Origin of the sequence: Mesorhizobium sp. M0028, from assembly GCF_040323855.1 — a bacterium.
Lineage (GTDB): Bacteria > Pseudomonadota > Alphaproteobacteria > Rhizobiales > Rhizobiaceae > Mesorhizobium.
On record NZ_JAMYVG010000025.1, the window covers coordinates 1 to 14,090 of the forward strand.

Genomic DNA, 14,090 nt, shown 5'->3' on the forward strand with positions numbered 1-14,090 from the left:
ACCCCCCCCTGTTCGCCCCTATGGCGCCCCCCCAAAAAAAAAAAACAGGTTTTATTTTCTCCTTTTTTCACCGGCGGCGCGCCCCCGGCCGCGCCCACAGCATATTCCTTGCGTCAGGGGCGTAAAATCAGGCGGAGACGGCGGCCGGTATGGCGCAGGAGACGCCGGTTCCCTGCAGGCCGCAATAGCCGTAGGGGTTCTTCGCCAGATATTGCTGGTGGTCTTCCTCGGCGAAGTAGAATTCCGGCGCCGGCGCGATCTCGGTGGTGATCTTGCCGCGTCCGGCACCGCGCAGCGAAGCCTCGTAAGCATCGCGCGAAGCGAGCGCCGCCTGGTGTTGCGCGTCGTTGAACGTGTAGATCGCCGAACGGTAGGTGGTGCCGACATCATTGCCCTGGCGCATGCCTTGCGTCGGGTCGTGGCTTTCCCAGAACAGCTTCAAAAGCTCGGCATAGGACACGATCTTCGGATCGTAGACGACGAGCACGACTTCGGCATGGCCGGTGAGCCCGGTGCAGGTTTCCTGATAGGTCGGGTTGGGCGTGACGCCGCCAGCATAGCCGGCCGCCGTGACCCAGACGCCATCGACCTGCCAGAACAGGCGCTCGGCACCCCAGAAACAGCCCAGCCCGAACATCGCCGTCTCAAGCCCTTCGGGATAGGGACCCTTGAGCGGCCTGTTCGAGACGAAATGCTTCGATGCCGTCGGGATCGGCCGGTCGCGGCCGGGCAACGCCTCGGAGGGCTTCGGCAGGTTGAGCTTCTTGTTCAGCATATCGCTGAGAAACATGTGCGATTTCCTTTTCTTCTTGCTTGAGCCTTCCCCGATCCGGGGAACGCTGGATCCGGGAACGCAGGAATTTTAGGTCGCGGCGAACCGCCCGCTGGGGCGCTGCCGCCTGTAGCCGATGGCATAAAGAACGAAGGCCAGCACCGCGAACACGGCAAAGCCGGGCTGGCTGAGCACCCAGGCGATGGCGCCGTCCCACAGCAGCGGATTGAGCTTGTCGCGGACGAAGCTTTCAAAGGCGCTGCGCGTGTCCGGCGAGACGGCGAGCCAGCTGGTGTTGAGCGGGGTCATCACCAGCGCCGAAGCCGCCACCGACCGGGTCGCGTCGAGCACGGCCATGATGACCGAAACCGAAAGCGCGACCATTGCAGCGAGACGAAAGACGAAGCGAAACATCCAGACCCTTCCTCCCCAGGAGTTTATCGGAATGTCGTGTCGGACTGTTAAATAGGATTTACCTGCTTCGTCTGCAATCGCGACACGCGAAGTTGAACTTACGCCGGCGGCTTGCACCTGGGCCGGCTGACGAGCCAGACGGCGAAGACGCCGCGGCCGACTGGTTTGTAGGCGCCCAACGAGCACACTGATGCCATGGGCTGAGCATCCCTGTCCGGCAAAGCGAATAGAGTGTCTTGGCATTCGGCACCGGATCGACTAGATGAGCCCCGCGCCTGTTGCTTGACGGCTCGGGTGCGGGGAAAGGGTATCCGCTGGTTGACGGCGCCCACGGCCGGAATTCCGGGCCGGAATCCCAAAGGAGATGCATCTCCCCAACCCGCACGGCGAAACCGGCCGCGTCGAAGATGCTAAAAGGACGGAGAGGTGGCCGAGTGGTTGAAGGCGCACGCCTGGAAAGTGTGTTTACGGGAGACCGTAACGCGGGTTCGAATCCCGCTCTCTCCGCCAGCTAATCCCGAGAAACCCTTTATTTTCCGGGCGTTTGGTAAGGTTCGGTTAGTAGCCTACTAACCAGCCTACTGATCACTAGGGTCAAAACTCCGCCAATGGCCGAGATGGGTGGAAGACCGACGTTCGTTGACAGAAAGACATCACCGTCGCAGCGTCGTCTACAAACGGGGAGGTGTCTCAATGTCAGTGGAAATCCGGGCTGCCTCGGAGGCAGACTTTGACGCGCTCGTTCGGCTCAATCAGGTGGTTCAGAGTCTCCATGCTGAATTGCATCCAGACGTTTTCAAACAGGCAGCCGATCCGTCTGCGGTGAGGACATTCTTCGCAGCGAGGCTGGCTGATCCGAAGAGCTCGATCGCGATTGCTGAGATTGATCGTGCTCCAGTCGGCTACGTCTGGTTTGAAATTCAGTCGCTGCCAGAAACGCCGTTCACTTTCCCTCGGCCCCTGATCTATGTGCACCACATCTCGGTTATGCCGGAAGCTCGTCGTCGTGGAGTTGCCGCAGCTTTGATGTGCCATGTTGAACAGCGAGCTGCTTGCGAAGGTTTCGACGAAATTGCTATGGGCATCTGGGCAGCCAATCTCGACGCGCGGCATTTCTTTGGGTCGCAAGGATGCGTTCCGTACAACATTGCACTTTGCAAGAAGCTTGTGAGAGTCAGCTAAGGGTCAGCAAGCGGACGTTTGAATTACGGTGACAGTGCACTTTGAATTACGGCGACAGAATTACGGTGACAGTGCACTATTTGTCATGTTTGCTCGGCTGTCGCTGTGCGTAAATTGAACGCATGGCTCGACTTGCATTACCGCGCCGCCGATGTCGTGCAACCGATGGGCAGCGAAGCACTTCTCGACCGTGATTGCCGAGCAAACCGGAAAGAGCAGTGAAATTGGGAAACGCGACAGGCGGGAAAAAGAAAATGGTGCACTGTCACCGTAATTCGTAATTTGCAGAGGGCGCGAAGGATCGCTACTGAGCGGCTCCATCTGCGCCGCACCCCTTACCCCAGATCAGCCCACAAGCCGAACGACCCGCGCTCCACCAGAGCGCGGGCTTCGACAGGTTCGTTAGTGTCGCTACGCGTCTAGCGCGGAACCGCTTGTATTCCCGAGACCGAGCGCTCTGTTTCGCCGGAGAAAACCACGAAGGCAAAGATCAGCACGGCGACAGCGACAATCATTGAGCCGGTGGCGACGATCGGCTCGAGCGCCGGATTTCCCTGCAGCATCAGGTAAAGCGCCGGCAACATCACGACCAGGCCGAGATTGTACACGCCATAGTGGATCATCGCCGTCCTGCGGGCAGCCTTCGCCGGGTTCAGCGCATAGTAGCCGCCGAATATTGCACTAGTGACCCATCCCAGCAGGTTGATGTGCGCGTGAGCCGGAAACGCGCCGTGATCGCCTGAAATTGCCATCTGCAGGCCAGCTGCAATTCCCAGAATAAGAAAGACGATGGCTGTCTTGAAAAAGAGCTCCGAAACCTTAGGCATGTCATTCTCCCAAACCCGTTTTGCCGCCGCATCATGCTTTGTTTCCGGCGACCTTGCCAAGGGGGGACGTCGGGCCTGCCGAACCATTTGTTGGCGGCCTGACGGCCCGTTGGCGGCCGGCCGCCGGGCCTGGCCGGTTGCGAGTCCAGCCGGTAAAAAATATGCGCTCACGCTAATTTGATTGCAATATCACCCGCCAGGCTTCCACGTCGTTCTCACAAGGGAAGTGTCCTGCACGATGGTGGTGCCATACGCGCCAAAGGTCAGCCCGTCAGTGTTGCAGCAAGGCCTCGCCAAACTTCTCCCACAGCTGTGTGCAATCTGTTGCTCTGAGGCTGGGGGTTCCGAGTGGGCCATATCGGATGACGGCGGCGTGAACATCATAGCCAACGATAGGTGCATTGGCGACAAAGTGGATAGCCTCGCCCAATCGGCGAGAGCCAATTGGCGCATCGGTTTTGTTGGTGATGTCGAAGACACCACAAATATCCACTTCCTGATTTCTGGCTGCCAACGCAGCTTCCATTACCTGTTCGTGCATCATCGAAATCTCTCCTAACGGTCTAAGTCTAAGAACCGCGGCTTTTGCCGGTCCGGCAGCTGACAACCGCCAAGTCGAAGTGCCTTTTGCAGCATCTCGATTGGCTCTTGCTGCGAGCCACTCCGCCCGCTCCCGCGGCAAGCCGATAAGGCAACTGCCCGCGAAATCCGCAGGCACGTCCACGGTCGCATCAAACACGGCCCACGTGCCAGTCGGCTCCTGAACGGGCAAAAACCTCATAACAGCGCCTGCTAATATACCATACCGACTGTGAGGACGGAGCTTTGTTCCTGCATCGATCAAACGAATGAGAGATGTTGTCGAAATGTCAGGCGACGCTCGCCGAAAACAATCGTCGGCGACATCGCCAGGATCGAAGGCTGAGCAGCGATCCGGCCGCATTCGGGACAAGCACAAGATGCGGGAGACAAGCGCGGTCAGAATGTTCAGCCAGAATCGCGTTTTCGTTGCGGATGGATGGTCTCGCCGCGCTTCAGCATCTCCACGAACGCCGCGATCTTCTTCTTGCGTCCGGCTTCGGTCTTCATGTTGTGGGTGCGGAAGGCGAGCGCGAAGCGGTTTTGCTCGCTGAGCTTCGCCAGCATCTCTTTCGCCTTGGGCTCGGCGTCTATTGCCGCCTGGAGGTCGTCGGGGATCTTCATTTCCTTGCCGCTCCTATAGGCGCGCGCCCAGCGGCCGTCGGCCTTGGCTGCCTCGGCCTGCCTCAGCCCATGCTCGGTCATCCGGCCCTCCTCGATCAGCCGGGCGACATTGTCGACGTTGATCTGGCTCCAGGTGCTCTTCTTGCCGCGCGGGGTATAACGCTGCAAATAGCTTTTGCCGTCCAGGGCCTTGCGCACCGCATCGATCCAGCCCCAGCATAACGCCACGTCGATGGCTTGCTTCGGCGTGATCGACGGCAGCCCCGAATCGCGCTTATGGATCTTGATCCAGACTTCGTCCTCGCTGTCGTGATGCTCGCCAAGCCAGGCATGGAAGCTTTCGGCATCCCTGAACTCGCGCACCTTGGCCGGGTCGACCTTGACGGGCGCCATCAGCCGGTCCGCCCGTGACACAGGCGCGTAACGACGCCGAACCGCTTGCCGGCCGCGCGCGCGCTCATCTCAGCTCCAAGTCCGCAATCCGCAGGCCGGATGATTCCCGCTGGCACGCGTTCAGCCTGCGCGATTGGGCGTGCCGAGGACATGGGATTTCGGCGGCAGCATGACGTCGTCGAATGTCTGTGTGAACATCGCCGCCGCAAAGAAAGCGACGGCGCGCAGGGTTTCGGTGCCGGTGTTGACGAGGTCGTGCCGGACCGGCGTCGGAAGTACCAGGACGCTGCCGGGCCTGACCGGGTGGATGCTGCCGCCCTCGATGTGCAGCTCGCCGGTGCCGGCGATGATGTATTGCGTCTCCTCGGTGGCGTCGGTGTGCCAGCCGAGCCGCTTGCCGGGCTCGATCTCGTAGACAATGACTGAGGACTGGGTGGTGCCGTGCCCGCCGTAAACCGCGAAAGCGCCGGCCCATTTGACCGACGGATCGTCCTCTGCCCAAACCAGCGAACGTTCGAGCCTGTCGGATGCGACGACTGCTGTCATGGCTTCGTTCCTCTCAGCGAATGGCGAACACGAATCTAGATGATTTTTCTGGTCTGCGTCAGCAAAACTGGCTGCCAACCGTTTCCTCGCCCATTGCGCGTAACTATTTGTCGTGCCGCGATCTGACCATTCTACTTCGGGATCGGATCACTGAGCCGATTTCACCATGCAACCAAGCCTTTACCTTTCAGCCAGTTTGAAGTTGCCCCTGCGTTGCGTTCGTGGTCCGGTACAACCAGGGCGCTCAATGCGAATTCGGCAACGGTCGCCTCACCGACCGTCAAGGCAACACACCGTGAAGGCAACCCAGGAGATAGCAATGGGCATTTTCGACAGTATCAAAGGTGCGATTTTCGGAAACGCGGTTGCGGCCGAAGCGCCGCCGGCGCAACCGTCTCCCGCGCCTGCTTCGAGCACGGCCACCCAGCCGACGGCGCCTACCCGACCCGACCCGGCTGCAACCCCGGCTCCGGCAACGCCATCCGCGCCGTCCTCTGCTCCTGACATCGCTGCCATTCTCGACAAGGCGGTGGCCGCGAAAGGGCAAAAGCTCAACTGGAAGAATTCGATCGTCGACCTGATGAAGGCTCTGAATATCGATAGCAGCCTCGGCGCCCGCAAGGAGCTTGCTCACGAGCTGAACTACACCGGCGACATGAACGACACCGTAACGATGAATCTGTGGCTGCATGATGCACTGATGAAAAAGCTGGTCGAGAATGGCGGCAAGCTTCCGAGCGATCTGGCCGCCTAGAGTCATAAGACAAGCAATTCCAGGAAAACGTGTGAACGGTTTTCCATCCGGAATTGCGTCAAACAAAAAAGACAGACCGGTTCGGCGTTCCGTGAAACGAAGAACCGTCCTGGTCCTGCCCGCACCGTGGTTCTTGCTGCGCTGACTTCGACCGCAACCGAGCAGACCCGACTGCCAAGCAATCAAACTGCCAAGTAAATAAATTGAGACCCATCCCGGCCGCCGGGATGGGTCTGTGGCGAAGTCGCATGGCACAAAAGTGCTGCCGCCTCGCGCCTGGATTGCCTCACGCAAAACCGACGATTTCGGTCGCTGCCCCGCGCGCTGGTAGGACCACCATTTCGCTGGCGAAACCCGACGTTCGGCGTATCATTCTCGCGGGAGAGGGTTCATGGTGGGAGGAAGCCAATGAACGTGGTGCAGAGGGTGACTGTCGCCGACTTGACGGCCCAAGAGCTTGTTTCATCTGCGCTTTCAAGATTCGGCGCCGGCGACACCATATCGACGAGGGCGATGCTGGACATCGTTCGCCGGACGGCCCCGGCCTGCGGTGACAGTGACGACGATCTGGTCGAGATTATCGTCATGACGGCCGTTGGTAGGACCATGGGGGTCGTGTTCGACCATCGCTACCCTTAGCAATCCGCAACGAATACCAGGCTGCGCCCAGGAGCAGTGGCGGGCGGTTGGCAGCGCGCGGCGGAAATTTACTGGTGCGGCCAAGGAAGCGAGCCTTTTTGTGCGCGAAGGCCAGCCTGGCACCGTGCCCTTGCTTTGAGCAAAAACCGCCGCTCATGTCGGGTCATGCCCGAGGGTAGGCAACTGGGCGACACGCTCGAAGGAACTCGCTGAAATCTTGCCCGTTATGCTCTCGTTGAGATGAGGAGAGCTGCCATGGCCGACGACAAAACCAGGACCGACAGTCGCGACCGCTCACGAGTGGCGGGCGGCGAAGACTATGAGGTACGCCATTTCGCCGAGGAAGCGGGCATTACCCCTGATCAGGCACGCACGCTGATCAAGCGCCACGGCACCGACCGCAAGGTGCTGAACGAAATCGCCGAGAGCATAAGAGCGTCGTAATGGCTAACAAGAAAACCGCAATGGCCGACCGCAAGACGCGCGATCCGGACGAAAAGAAGGCTCTGCACCTGGCCGAAACCACCGACGTTTCGCCGAAGCAGGCGAAGGATCTGATGCGCAAGCACGGCAAGGACAGCCCGAAAGTCGAGAAGGAAGCCAAGAACTTCAAGGCCGAGGGCTGAACGGCCGGAGGTCTGCCCCTCACCCGCAACTTAGTAGTCGCTGCTCAACGTGCCCAGCCGGTTAGACGCGCGGCACAGGGTTGTGGCCGCAATCCTGCAGCTTATCGGTTTTCTAACAAATTCGGGCTATCCCTTCCGCTATCGCGGCTCAGGGATGCCATATGCGCGGGATGTCTGGTGAGGCGAGGCCGTCGATAGACGACATACGGCATGTGAGGCTGGTGTTTTGCCTGCTGGCGGCCGTCGTGATGGCGACGGCGCTCCTCGCCTTTGCCACCTCCCTCCTGCAGGATCCCGATAGCTGGTGGCACATCAAGGTCGGCATGGATATGCTGGCAAGCCGCACATTCCCCTCCGTCGACATTTACTCCTACACTTTTGCCGGCCAGCCATGGATCGCCAAGGAATGGCTTAGCCAGGTTCTCCTTGCCCTTGCCTTCGAAGCCGGCGGCTGGAACGGCGTGGTACTGCTGGCGACTGCGGTAATCGCGCTGACGGCCTTCTTGACGTCGTGGTATCTCAGCGCGTCGTTGAAGCCGACGCTGGCGATAGCACTGACACTGGTGCTCGCGCTCTTGATCGGGCCAATCTATGTCGCCCGACCCCACATCTTTACCTTGCCCATTATCGTCGTCTGGACCGCCGGTCTTTTCCAAGCCGCACGCAACGAGAAAGCGCCGCCTCTATGGCTGCTGGCGCTGCTTTGCCTGTGGGCCAATCTCCATGCCACCTTCACCTTCGGTTTCATTATCGCCGCCTTCGCCGGCCTCGATCTCGTCATGCGCACGCGCTTGTCGAACTCCCGGCTGCTGGCCAAGTGGATCGCTTTCGGGCTGCTTTGCCCGCTGGTCAGCCTGCTCAATCCCTATGGCGTCAAGGCCATACTCGCCACATTCACCGTGGCCTATGGCAATGAGGCGGTGCCTTACATTGCGGAGTGGCAACCCTTCGACGCCTCGCGGCATACCCTCCAGGAGGTGGCCCTGCTGGTGGCGTTTTTCGGGCTGCTCGTGTCGAGATTGCGTATTGGCTGGGCCAAGGCGCTGTTCCTTGTCTTCACCTTGCACGTCTATCTCACCCACATACGGTTCATGTACCTGTTCTTTCTTCTTGTCCCGGTCGTCCTTGCCGTCGAGGTTGCGCAACAATATCCAGCGCTTTCAGCCCCTACATGGGCCGCGGAAAAGCGCGACGGACTTGAACAATTTTTCGCGCGGCAATTTTCCAGAATTTGCGCTGGACTTGCCGTTTTGCTGGTTTTGGCGGCCGCGGTCTTCCTGGCCTATCCGGTCGTGCCGAGCCAGAAGACTTCGGCGAGGGATGCGCTGGCCTTCGCCCAAGCCCATAATCTGTCAGGCAATCTGCTGAATTCCTACAATTTCGGCGGCACGCTGATTTTCCATGGCATCAAGACGTTTATCGACGGCCGGGCGGATCAGCTCTTCCTGAACGGCTTTACGGAAACGGATGAGCAGACTGGGCACAGCCGGGGCAAGCCGATCCTGAAAGCCCAGCTCGAGAAATATGCGATAGGCTGGGCATTGTTGACCGCCGACGACAGCCGCATTCCGTTCTTCGACGAACTGGGCTGGAAGCGGGCCTATGCGGACGATTACGCTCTGATCTATACCCGCGCAGACTGATCCCCGGCAGCTTCGCGCGCCGGTGCGCACCTCCCCCTGAAGCTGTGGCCAGCGCCGAGGCGGCGAAATCCTTATGGGATTTTGATTTCTTTGCTCCGCGTCCCGTCTCGAACCTTTATGGCACTTTGATCCATATTCGGCAGAGCGATGTATCCGGCCGCCGATGTGAAGCGGTGAGCGGGCTTGGACAGTTTTGTCCAAGTTGAAAAGAACAAACTCAATATAGGAAATTGCACGATGGACATCATTGTTGTCGGGATAGGAATCTCGTTCTTTGCTCTATGCTTCGGTTACATCAAAGCCTGCGACGGGCTGTAAGTTTAGGGGATCGAAACATGCTCTTCGACTATATCCTCGGCGGCGCCGTGACCCTGTTCCTTCTCGCTTACCTGACATACGCCCTCGTTCGCCCGGAACGCTTCTGATCTCCGCTGGCAAGGAGCCAACCCCATGACAATCAACGGATGGCTGCAGATCCTCGTCTATTGCGGGATCGTCGTTTTGCTGGCCAAGCCGCTCGGCGGCTACATGCATCGCGTTTTCAGCGGCGAGCGCACATTCCTGTCGCCAATTCTGGCCCCGCTCGAGCGCGGGCTCTACCGTATGTCCGGGACCAGCGAGCGCGAGGAGCAGCACTGGACCTCCTATGCGGCGGCCCTGCTGTTCTTTAACCTGGCCGGCTTCCTGGTGCTCTATTTCCTGCAGCGGCTGCAAGGCGGCCTGCCCTACAATCCGGGCGGCATGACCGCCGTCGAACCTGGGCTTGCCTTCAACACCGCCGCCAGCTTCATGACCAACACCAACTGGCAGAACTACGGCGGCGAAAGCACGATGTCCTATCTCGTGCAGATGGCCGGCTTGACCGTGCAGAACTTTCTGTCGGCCGCGACCGGCATCGCCATCGCGGTCGCACTGATCCGCGGTTTTGCTAGAGCCTCAGGCAAATCGATCGGCAATTTCTGGGTCGATATGACCCGCTGCACGCTCTATCTGCTTGTGCCGTTCTGCATCGTGTTGACGCTTGTCTATGTCTATCTCGGTTTGCCGCAGACGGTTGGTGCTTACGTCAACGCGACGACGCTGGAAGGCGCGCAACAGACGATCGCGGTCGGGCCGGTCGCTTCGCAGGTTGCCATCAAGATGCTCGGCACCAATGGCGGCGGCTTCTTCAACGCCAATGCAGCGCATCCCTTCGAAAATCCCGACGCGATCTCGAACCTGATCCAGATGGTGACGATCTTCGCCTTCGGCGCGGCGCTAACCAATGTCTTCGGTCGCATGGTCGGCAACCAGCGCCAGGGCTGGGCAATTCTGGCGGCGATGGGCGTGCTGTTCATCGCCGGCGTTGCCGTCTGCTACTGGGCCGAGGCCGCCGGCAATCCGCTCGTCCATGCGCTGGGCATCGACGGCGGCAACATGGAGGGCAAGGAAAGCCGCTTCGGCATCGCTCTGTCGGCACTGTTTGCCGTCATCACCACCGCCGCGTCCTGCGGCGCGGTCAACGCCATGCATGACAGCTTCACCGCACTCGGCGGCATGATCCCCATCATCAACATGCAGCTCGGCGAGGTCATTGTCGGCGGCGTCGGGGCCGGCTTCTACGGTATCCTGATGTTCATCGTGATCGCCGTCTTCGTTGCCGGGCTGATGGTCGGACGCACGCCCGAATATCTCGGCAAGAAGATCGAGGCCAAGGAGGTCAAGATGGCAATGCTGGCCGTCTTCTGCCTGCCGCTGGCGATGCTGGTCTTCACCGCCATCGCGGTGGTGCTGCCGACCGGCGTTGCTTCCATCGCCAACGCCGGCCCGCACGGCTTCTCCGAGGTCCTCTATGCCTACACCTCGGCCGCGGCGAACAATGGCTCCGCCTTTGGCGGTCTCAGCGGCAACACGCCCTGGTACAACATAACGCTCGGCATCGGCATGCTGATGGGCCGCTTCCTGGTCATTATTCCGGCGCTGGCGATTGCTGGATCGCTGGTGGCGAAGAAGACCGTCCCTGCCTCCGCCGGCACCTTCCCGACCGACGGTCCGCTGTTCGTCGGGCTGTTGGTCGGTGTCATCCTGATCGTTGGTGGCCTGACCTTCTTCCCGGCCCTGGCGGTCGGACCGATCGTCGAGCACCTGGCGATGATTCACCGTCAGACATTCTGAAACGGCCATGCCCTGGTTCAAGATCATATCTCGAAAGGCCCGGCATCGTCCCGAGCCGGAGGGGGAGAAAACACCTCCTCCTTTCCCGACCCTGTCCACATTCCTCGCTATTGCGGCAGCCTTGATCATTATCTGGCTGCTGGCTTACGGGCCGCCGCACCTTCGTTCGGCACACGATCGACCGGTCACCAACATCGACACTGGAGCCACCAAATGAGCCAGTCGAAATCCGTGAGCATCATGGATCCCCGCATTCTGTTGCCCGCCATCGGCGGATCCTTCAGAAAACTGAACCCGCGCACCTTGATGCGAAACCCGGTGATGTTCGTCGTCGCCGTCGTCTCGGCGCTCACCACCGTGCTGTTCGTCAAAGATCTCGTTACCAGCGGCGGCGATCTTGGCTTCACGCTGCAGATCATCATCTGGCTGTGGTTCACAGTGCTTTTCGCCAACTTCGCCGAAGCGGTGGCCGAAGGCCGCGGCAAGGCGCAAGCAGACTCGCTGCGTCGGGCGCGAACCGAGACGCAAGCCAAGCTGTTGAACGGCGGCGACCGCCGCAAGTTCAAGCTGGTGCCCGGCACCAGCCTGAAGGTCGGCGATATCGTGCTTGTCGAAGCCGGCGACATCATCCCCTCGGATGGCGAGGTGGTCGAAGGCGTGGCTTCGGTCAACGAGGCGGCGATCACTGGCGAATCCGCACCTGTCATCCGCGAATCCGGAGGCGATCGTTCGGCGGTGACCGGCGGCACGCAAGTCTTGTCCGACTGGATCCGGGTGCGCATCACCGCGGCTTCCGGCCATACGTTCCTCGACCGCATGATCTCGCTGGTCGAAGGCGCCGAGCGCCAGAAGACACCCAACGAGATCGCGCTCAACATCCTGCTCGTCGGCATGACGCTGATCTTCGTGCTGGCGACAGCGACGATCCCGAGTTTTGCCTCCTATTCGGGCGGCTATATCTCGGTGACGGTGCTGGTCGCCCTGTTCGTCACGCTGATCCCGACCACGATCGGCGCCCTGCTGTCGGCCATCGGCATCGCCGGCATGGACCGCCTGGTGCGTTTCAACGTGCTCGCCATGTCGGGCCGCGCCGTCGAGGCGGCCGGCGATGTCGACACGCTGCTGCTCGACAAGACCGGCACGATCACGCTGGGCAACCGCCAGGCAACGGCATTCCGTCCGGTCAGGGGCGTCACCGAACAGGAACTGGCCGACGCCGCCCAACTTGCCTCGCTTGCCGACGAAACGCCGGAAGGCCGCTCGATCGTCGTGCTGGCGAAGGAGAAATACGCCATCCGCGCCCGCGACATGGCAAGCCTGCACGCGAGTTTCGTGCCCTTCACCGCGCAAACCCGCATGAGCGGCGTCGACCTGGAAGGCTCCTCGGTCCGCAAGGGCGCAGTCGATGCGGTGCTTGCCCGCGTCAACCTCTCGACCATTGCCACAGGCAGTACGCGCCCCGGCAGCGACACCGTCCGCGACCTTCAAACCATCGCCGACGAGATCGCCAAATCCGGCGGCACCCCGCTGGCGGTCGAGCGCGATGGGCGCCTGCTCGGCGTCGTCCACCTGAAGGACATCGTCAAGGGCGGCATCGCAGAACGCTTTGCCGAATTGCGCCGCATGGGCATCCGCACGGTGATGATCACCGGCGACAATCCGATGACCGCGGCGGCGATCGCGGCGGAAGCCGGCGTCGACGACTTCCTTGCCCAGGCGACGCCCGAGGACAAGCTGAAGCTGATCCGCGACGAACAGGCCAAGGGCAAGCTGGTCGCGATGTGCGGTGATGGCACCAACGACGCGCCGGCGCTTGCGCAGGCCGATGTCGGCGTCGCCATGAACACCGGCACGGTCGCGGCACGCGAGGCCGGCAACATGGTCGATCTCGACAGCGATCCGACCAAGCTGATCGAGATCGTCGAAATCGGCAAGGCGCTGCTGATGACGCGTGGTTCGCTGACGACCTTCTCCATCGCCAACGACGTCGCAAAGTATTTTGCCATCATCCCGGCAATATTCGCCGTCTTCTACATCGCCCCGGGCCAAACCGCCGGGCCGCTGCAAGCGCTCAACGTCATGCATCTGGCAACGCCGCAGAGCGCTATCCTCTCGGCCATCATCTTCAACGCGCTGATCATCATCGCGCTGATCCCGCTGTCGCTGAGGGGCGTCAAATACCGCGCTGTCGGCGCCGGTGCGCTGCTCAGCCGCAATCTCATAGTCTACGGCCTTGGCGGCGTCGTCGTGCCCTTCGTCGGCATCAAGGTGATCGACATGGCCATCACTGCTCTCGGTCTCGCATAAGGAACCACGTCGATGCTCAATCAAATCAGGCCTGCGATCGTCATGATCGTCTTCTTCACCGTTCTGACGGGGTTGGTCTATCCGATCGGCATGACCGGCATTGCCCAGGCGCTGTTTCCGCGCCAGGCCAATGGCAGCCTGATCGAGAAGGACGGCAAACTCGTCGGTTCCGAGCTGATCGGCCAGGCCTTCACCAGCGACCGCTACTTCCATGGCCGTCCGTCGGCTGCCGGCGACGGCTACAATGCCGCCGCCTCGGGAGGTTCGAATCTCGGCCCGACCAACCCGAAGCTGATCGACCGTATCAAGAGCGACGCCGAGAAGTTGAGAGCCGAAAACCCGAACCAGCCGGTACCGATGGATCTGGTCACCACGTCCGGCAGCGGCCTCGATCCGCATATCAGCTCCGATGCGGCCTATTTTCAGGTCGCCAGGGTGGCTAAGGCCAGGGGCGTCGATGAATCCAGGATCAAATCGCTCGTCGACAGCCATATCGAGGATCGCGAATTGGGATTCATGGGCGAGGCGGTGGTCAATGTGCTGGCCCTCAACCTTGCGCTGGACGATGCGATGAAACAATGAAGGGCGGCGCCGGGATCGACACCGAAGCCGGCGCCGTTCATGATTGAC

General features: G+C 60.8%; 17 protein-coding genes and 1 tRNA gene. 12 read left to right on the forward strand and 6 right to left on the reverse strand.

What is annotated here, in order from left to right; all coding sequences use genetic code 11:
- Window positions 1-127: 127 nt before the first annotated feature.
- Window positions 128-790: a peptide-methionine (S)-S-oxide reductase MsrA gene (gene msrA / locus NKJ93_RS29140; protein ID WP_352483568.1), complete on the reverse strand. Its 663-nt coding sequence runs from the start codon at window positions 788-790 to the stop codon at window positions 128-130.
- A 72-nt stretch (window positions 791-862) separates the two neighbouring features.
- On the reverse strand, window positions 863-1,186 hold the full coding sequence (locus tag NKJ93_RS29145; RefSeq protein ID WP_023719002.1) for a hypothetical protein: 324 nt from the start codon (window positions 1,184-1,186) through the stop codon (window positions 863-865).
- Between the two features lie 420 nt (window positions 1,187-1,606).
- On the opposite strand from NKJ93_RS29145, the gene NKJ93_RS29150 reads away from it, so the two are divergent.
- A tRNA-Ser gene (locus tag NKJ93_RS29150) sits at window positions 1,607-1,696 on the forward strand.
- A gap of 183 nt (window positions 1,697-1,879) precedes the next feature.
- On the forward strand, window positions 1,880-2,368 hold the full coding sequence (locus NKJ93_RS29155) for a GNAT family N-acetyltransferase (protein ID WP_352495472.1): 489 nt from the start codon (window positions 1,880-1,882) through the stop codon (window positions 2,366-2,368).
- A gap of 419 nt (window positions 2,369-2,787) precedes the next feature.
- On the opposite strand, the gene NKJ93_RS29160 is transcribed toward NKJ93_RS29155, so the two are convergent.
- From NKJ93_RS29160 to NKJ93_RS29175, 4 genes are all read right to left on the reverse strand, one after another.
- Window positions 2,788-3,195 carry a heme-copper oxidase family protein gene (locus tag NKJ93_RS29160; RefSeq protein ID WP_023719001.1) on the reverse strand — a complete coding sequence of 136 codons (408 nt, stop codon included), beginning with the start codon at window positions 3,193-3,195 and terminating at the stop codon, window positions 2,788-2,790.
- 271 nt (window positions 3,196-3,466) lie between these two features.
- Window positions 3,467-3,739, reverse strand: coding sequence for a hypothetical protein (locus NKJ93_RS29165; protein ID WP_031194005.1), 273 nt, complete (start codon window positions 3,737-3,739; stop codon window positions 3,467-3,469).
- A 443-nt stretch (window positions 3,740-4,182) separates the two neighbouring features.
- Window positions 4,183-4,791, reverse strand: a complete 609-nt coding sequence (locus NKJ93_RS29170; RefSeq protein WP_023718999.1) for a YdeI/OmpD-associated family protein — start codon at window positions 4,789-4,791, stop codon at window positions 4,183-4,185.
- A gap of 120 nt (window positions 4,792-4,911) precedes the next feature.
- The gene (locus tag NKJ93_RS29175) at window positions 4,912-5,337 is read right to left on the reverse strand and encodes a cupin domain-containing protein (protein ID WP_031194003.1); all 426 of its coding nucleotides are present in this window, start codon (window positions 5,335-5,337) and stop codon (window positions 4,912-4,914) included.
- A gap of 319 nt (window positions 5,338-5,656) precedes the next feature.
- On the opposite strand from NKJ93_RS29175, the gene NKJ93_RS29180 reads away from it, so the two are divergent.
- From NKJ93_RS29180 to kdpC, 10 genes are all read left to right on the forward strand, one after another.
- Window positions 5,657-6,091 carry a DUF3597 domain-containing protein gene (locus NKJ93_RS29180; protein WP_352483570.1) on the forward strand — a complete coding sequence of 145 codons (435 nt, stop codon included), beginning with the start codon at window positions 5,657-5,659 and terminating at the stop codon, window positions 6,089-6,091.
- A gap of 408 nt (window positions 6,092-6,499) precedes the next feature.
- Window positions 6,500-6,730, forward strand: coding sequence for a hypothetical protein (locus NKJ93_RS29185; RefSeq protein ID WP_023718996.1), 231 nt, complete (start codon window positions 6,500-6,502; stop codon window positions 6,728-6,730).
- Window positions 6,731-6,985: 255 nt separating this feature from the next.
- Window positions 6,986-7,174: a DUF3606 domain-containing protein gene (locus NKJ93_RS29190; RefSeq protein ID WP_023718995.1), complete on the forward strand. Its 189-nt coding sequence runs from the start codon at window positions 6,986-6,988 to the stop codon at window positions 7,172-7,174.
- Window positions 7,174-7,356 (forward strand): hypothetical protein, encoded by a 183-nt coding sequence (locus NKJ93_RS29195; protein ID WP_036244723.1) that lies wholly within the window; start codon window positions 7,174-7,176, stop codon window positions 7,354-7,356. The genes NKJ93_RS29190 and NKJ93_RS29195 overlap by 1 nt, the downstream gene beginning before the upstream one ends.
- A gap of 161 nt (window positions 7,357-7,517) precedes the next feature.
- Window positions 7,518-8,999, forward strand: a complete 1,482-nt coding sequence (locus tag NKJ93_RS29200) for a hypothetical protein (protein ID WP_352495474.1) — start codon at window positions 7,518-7,520, stop codon at window positions 8,997-8,999.
- A 335-nt stretch (window positions 9,000-9,334) separates the two neighbouring features.
- Window positions 9,335-9,424 carry a K(+)-transporting ATPase subunit F gene (locus NKJ93_RS29205; protein ID WP_023675300.1) on the forward strand — a complete coding sequence of 30 codons (90 nt, stop codon included), beginning with the start codon at window positions 9,335-9,337 and terminating at the stop codon, window positions 9,422-9,424.
- Window positions 9,425-9,449: 25 nt separating this feature from the next.
- Window positions 9,450-11,153: a potassium-transporting ATPase subunit KdpA gene (gene kdpA / locus NKJ93_RS29210; protein WP_352592629.1), complete on the forward strand. Its 1,704-nt coding sequence runs from the start codon at window positions 9,450-9,452 to the stop codon at window positions 11,151-11,153.
- A gap of 7 nt (window positions 11,154-11,160) precedes the next feature.
- Entirely contained in the window at window positions 11,161-11,370 is a 210-nt protein-coding gene (locus NKJ93_RS29215) for a hypothetical protein (protein WP_031194001.1), read from the forward strand.
- The gene (gene kdpB / locus NKJ93_RS29220) at window positions 11,367-13,460 is read left to right on the forward strand and encodes a potassium-transporting ATPase subunit KdpB (RefSeq protein ID WP_352592632.1); all 2,094 of its coding nucleotides are present in this window, start codon (window positions 11,367-11,369) and stop codon (window positions 13,458-13,460) included. Before NKJ93_RS29215 ends, kdpB begins: the two co-directional genes overlap by 4 nt.
- Window positions 13,461-13,472: 12 nt before the next feature.
- On the forward strand, window positions 13,473-14,042 hold the full coding sequence (gene kdpC / locus NKJ93_RS29225) for a potassium-transporting ATPase subunit KdpC (protein ID WP_352495477.1): 570 nt from the start codon (window positions 13,473-13,475) through the stop codon (window positions 14,040-14,042).
- Window positions 14,043-14,090: the final 48 nt, after the last annotated feature.

Coding starts and splice junctions, on each gene's coding strand:
- msrA (WP_352483568.1), bottom strand. CDS start 790: ATGTTTCTCAGCGATATGCTGAACAAGAAGCTCAACCTGCCGAAGCCC.
- NKJ93_RS29145 (WP_023719002.1), bottom strand. CDS start 1,186: ATGTTTCGCTTCGTCTTTCGTCTCGCTGCAATGGTCGCGCTTTCGGTT.
- NKJ93_RS29155 (WP_352495472.1), top strand. CDS start 1,880: ATGTCAGTGGAAATCCGGGCTGCCTCGGAGGCAGACTTTGACGCGCTC.
- NKJ93_RS29160 (WP_023719001.1), bottom strand. CDS start 3,195: ATGCCTAAGGTTTCGGAGCTCTTTTTCAAGACAGCCATCGTCTTTCTT.
- NKJ93_RS29165 (WP_031194005.1), bottom strand. CDS start 3,739: ATGATGCACGAACAGGTAATGGAAGCTGCGTTGGCAGCCAGAAATCAG.
- NKJ93_RS29170 (WP_023718999.1), bottom strand. CDS start 4,791: ATGGCGCCCGTCAAGGTCGACCCGGCCAAGGTGCGCGAGTTCAGGGAT.
- NKJ93_RS29175 (WP_031194003.1), bottom strand. CDS start 5,337: ATGACAGCAGTCGTCGCATCCGACAGGCTCGAACGTTCGCTGGTTTGG.
- NKJ93_RS29180 (WP_352483570.1), top strand. CDS start 5,657: ATGGGCATTTTCGACAGTATCAAAGGTGCGATTTTCGGAAACGCGGTT.
- NKJ93_RS29185 (WP_023718996.1), top strand. CDS start 6,500: ATGAACGTGGTGCAGAGGGTGACTGTCGCCGACTTGACGGCCCAAGAG.
- NKJ93_RS29190 (WP_023718995.1), top strand. CDS start 6,986: ATGGCCGACGACAAAACCAGGACCGACAGTCGCGACCGCTCACGAGTG.
- NKJ93_RS29195 (WP_036244723.1), top strand. CDS start 7,174: ATGGCTAACAAGAAAACCGCAATGGCCGACCGCAAGACGCGCGATCCG.
- NKJ93_RS29200 (WP_352495474.1), top strand. CDS start 7,518: ATGCGCGGGATGTCTGGTGAGGCGAGGCCGTCGATAGACGACATACGG.
- NKJ93_RS29205 (WP_023675300.1), top strand. CDS start 9,335: ATGCTCTTCGACTATATCCTCGGCGGCGCCGTGACCCTGTTCCTTCTC.
- kdpA (WP_352592629.1), top strand. CDS start 9,450: ATGACAATCAACGGATGGCTGCAGATCCTCGTCTATTGCGGGATCGTC.
- NKJ93_RS29215 (WP_031194001.1), top strand. CDS start 11,161: ATGCCCTGGTTCAAGATCATATCTCGAAAGGCCCGGCATCGTCCCGAG.
- kdpB (WP_352592632.1), top strand. CDS start 11,367: ATGAGCCAGTCGAAATCCGTGAGCATCATGGATCCCCGCATTCTGTTG.
- kdpC (WP_352495477.1), top strand. CDS start 13,473: ATGCTCAATCAAATCAGGCCTGCGATCGTCATGATCGTCTTCTTCACC.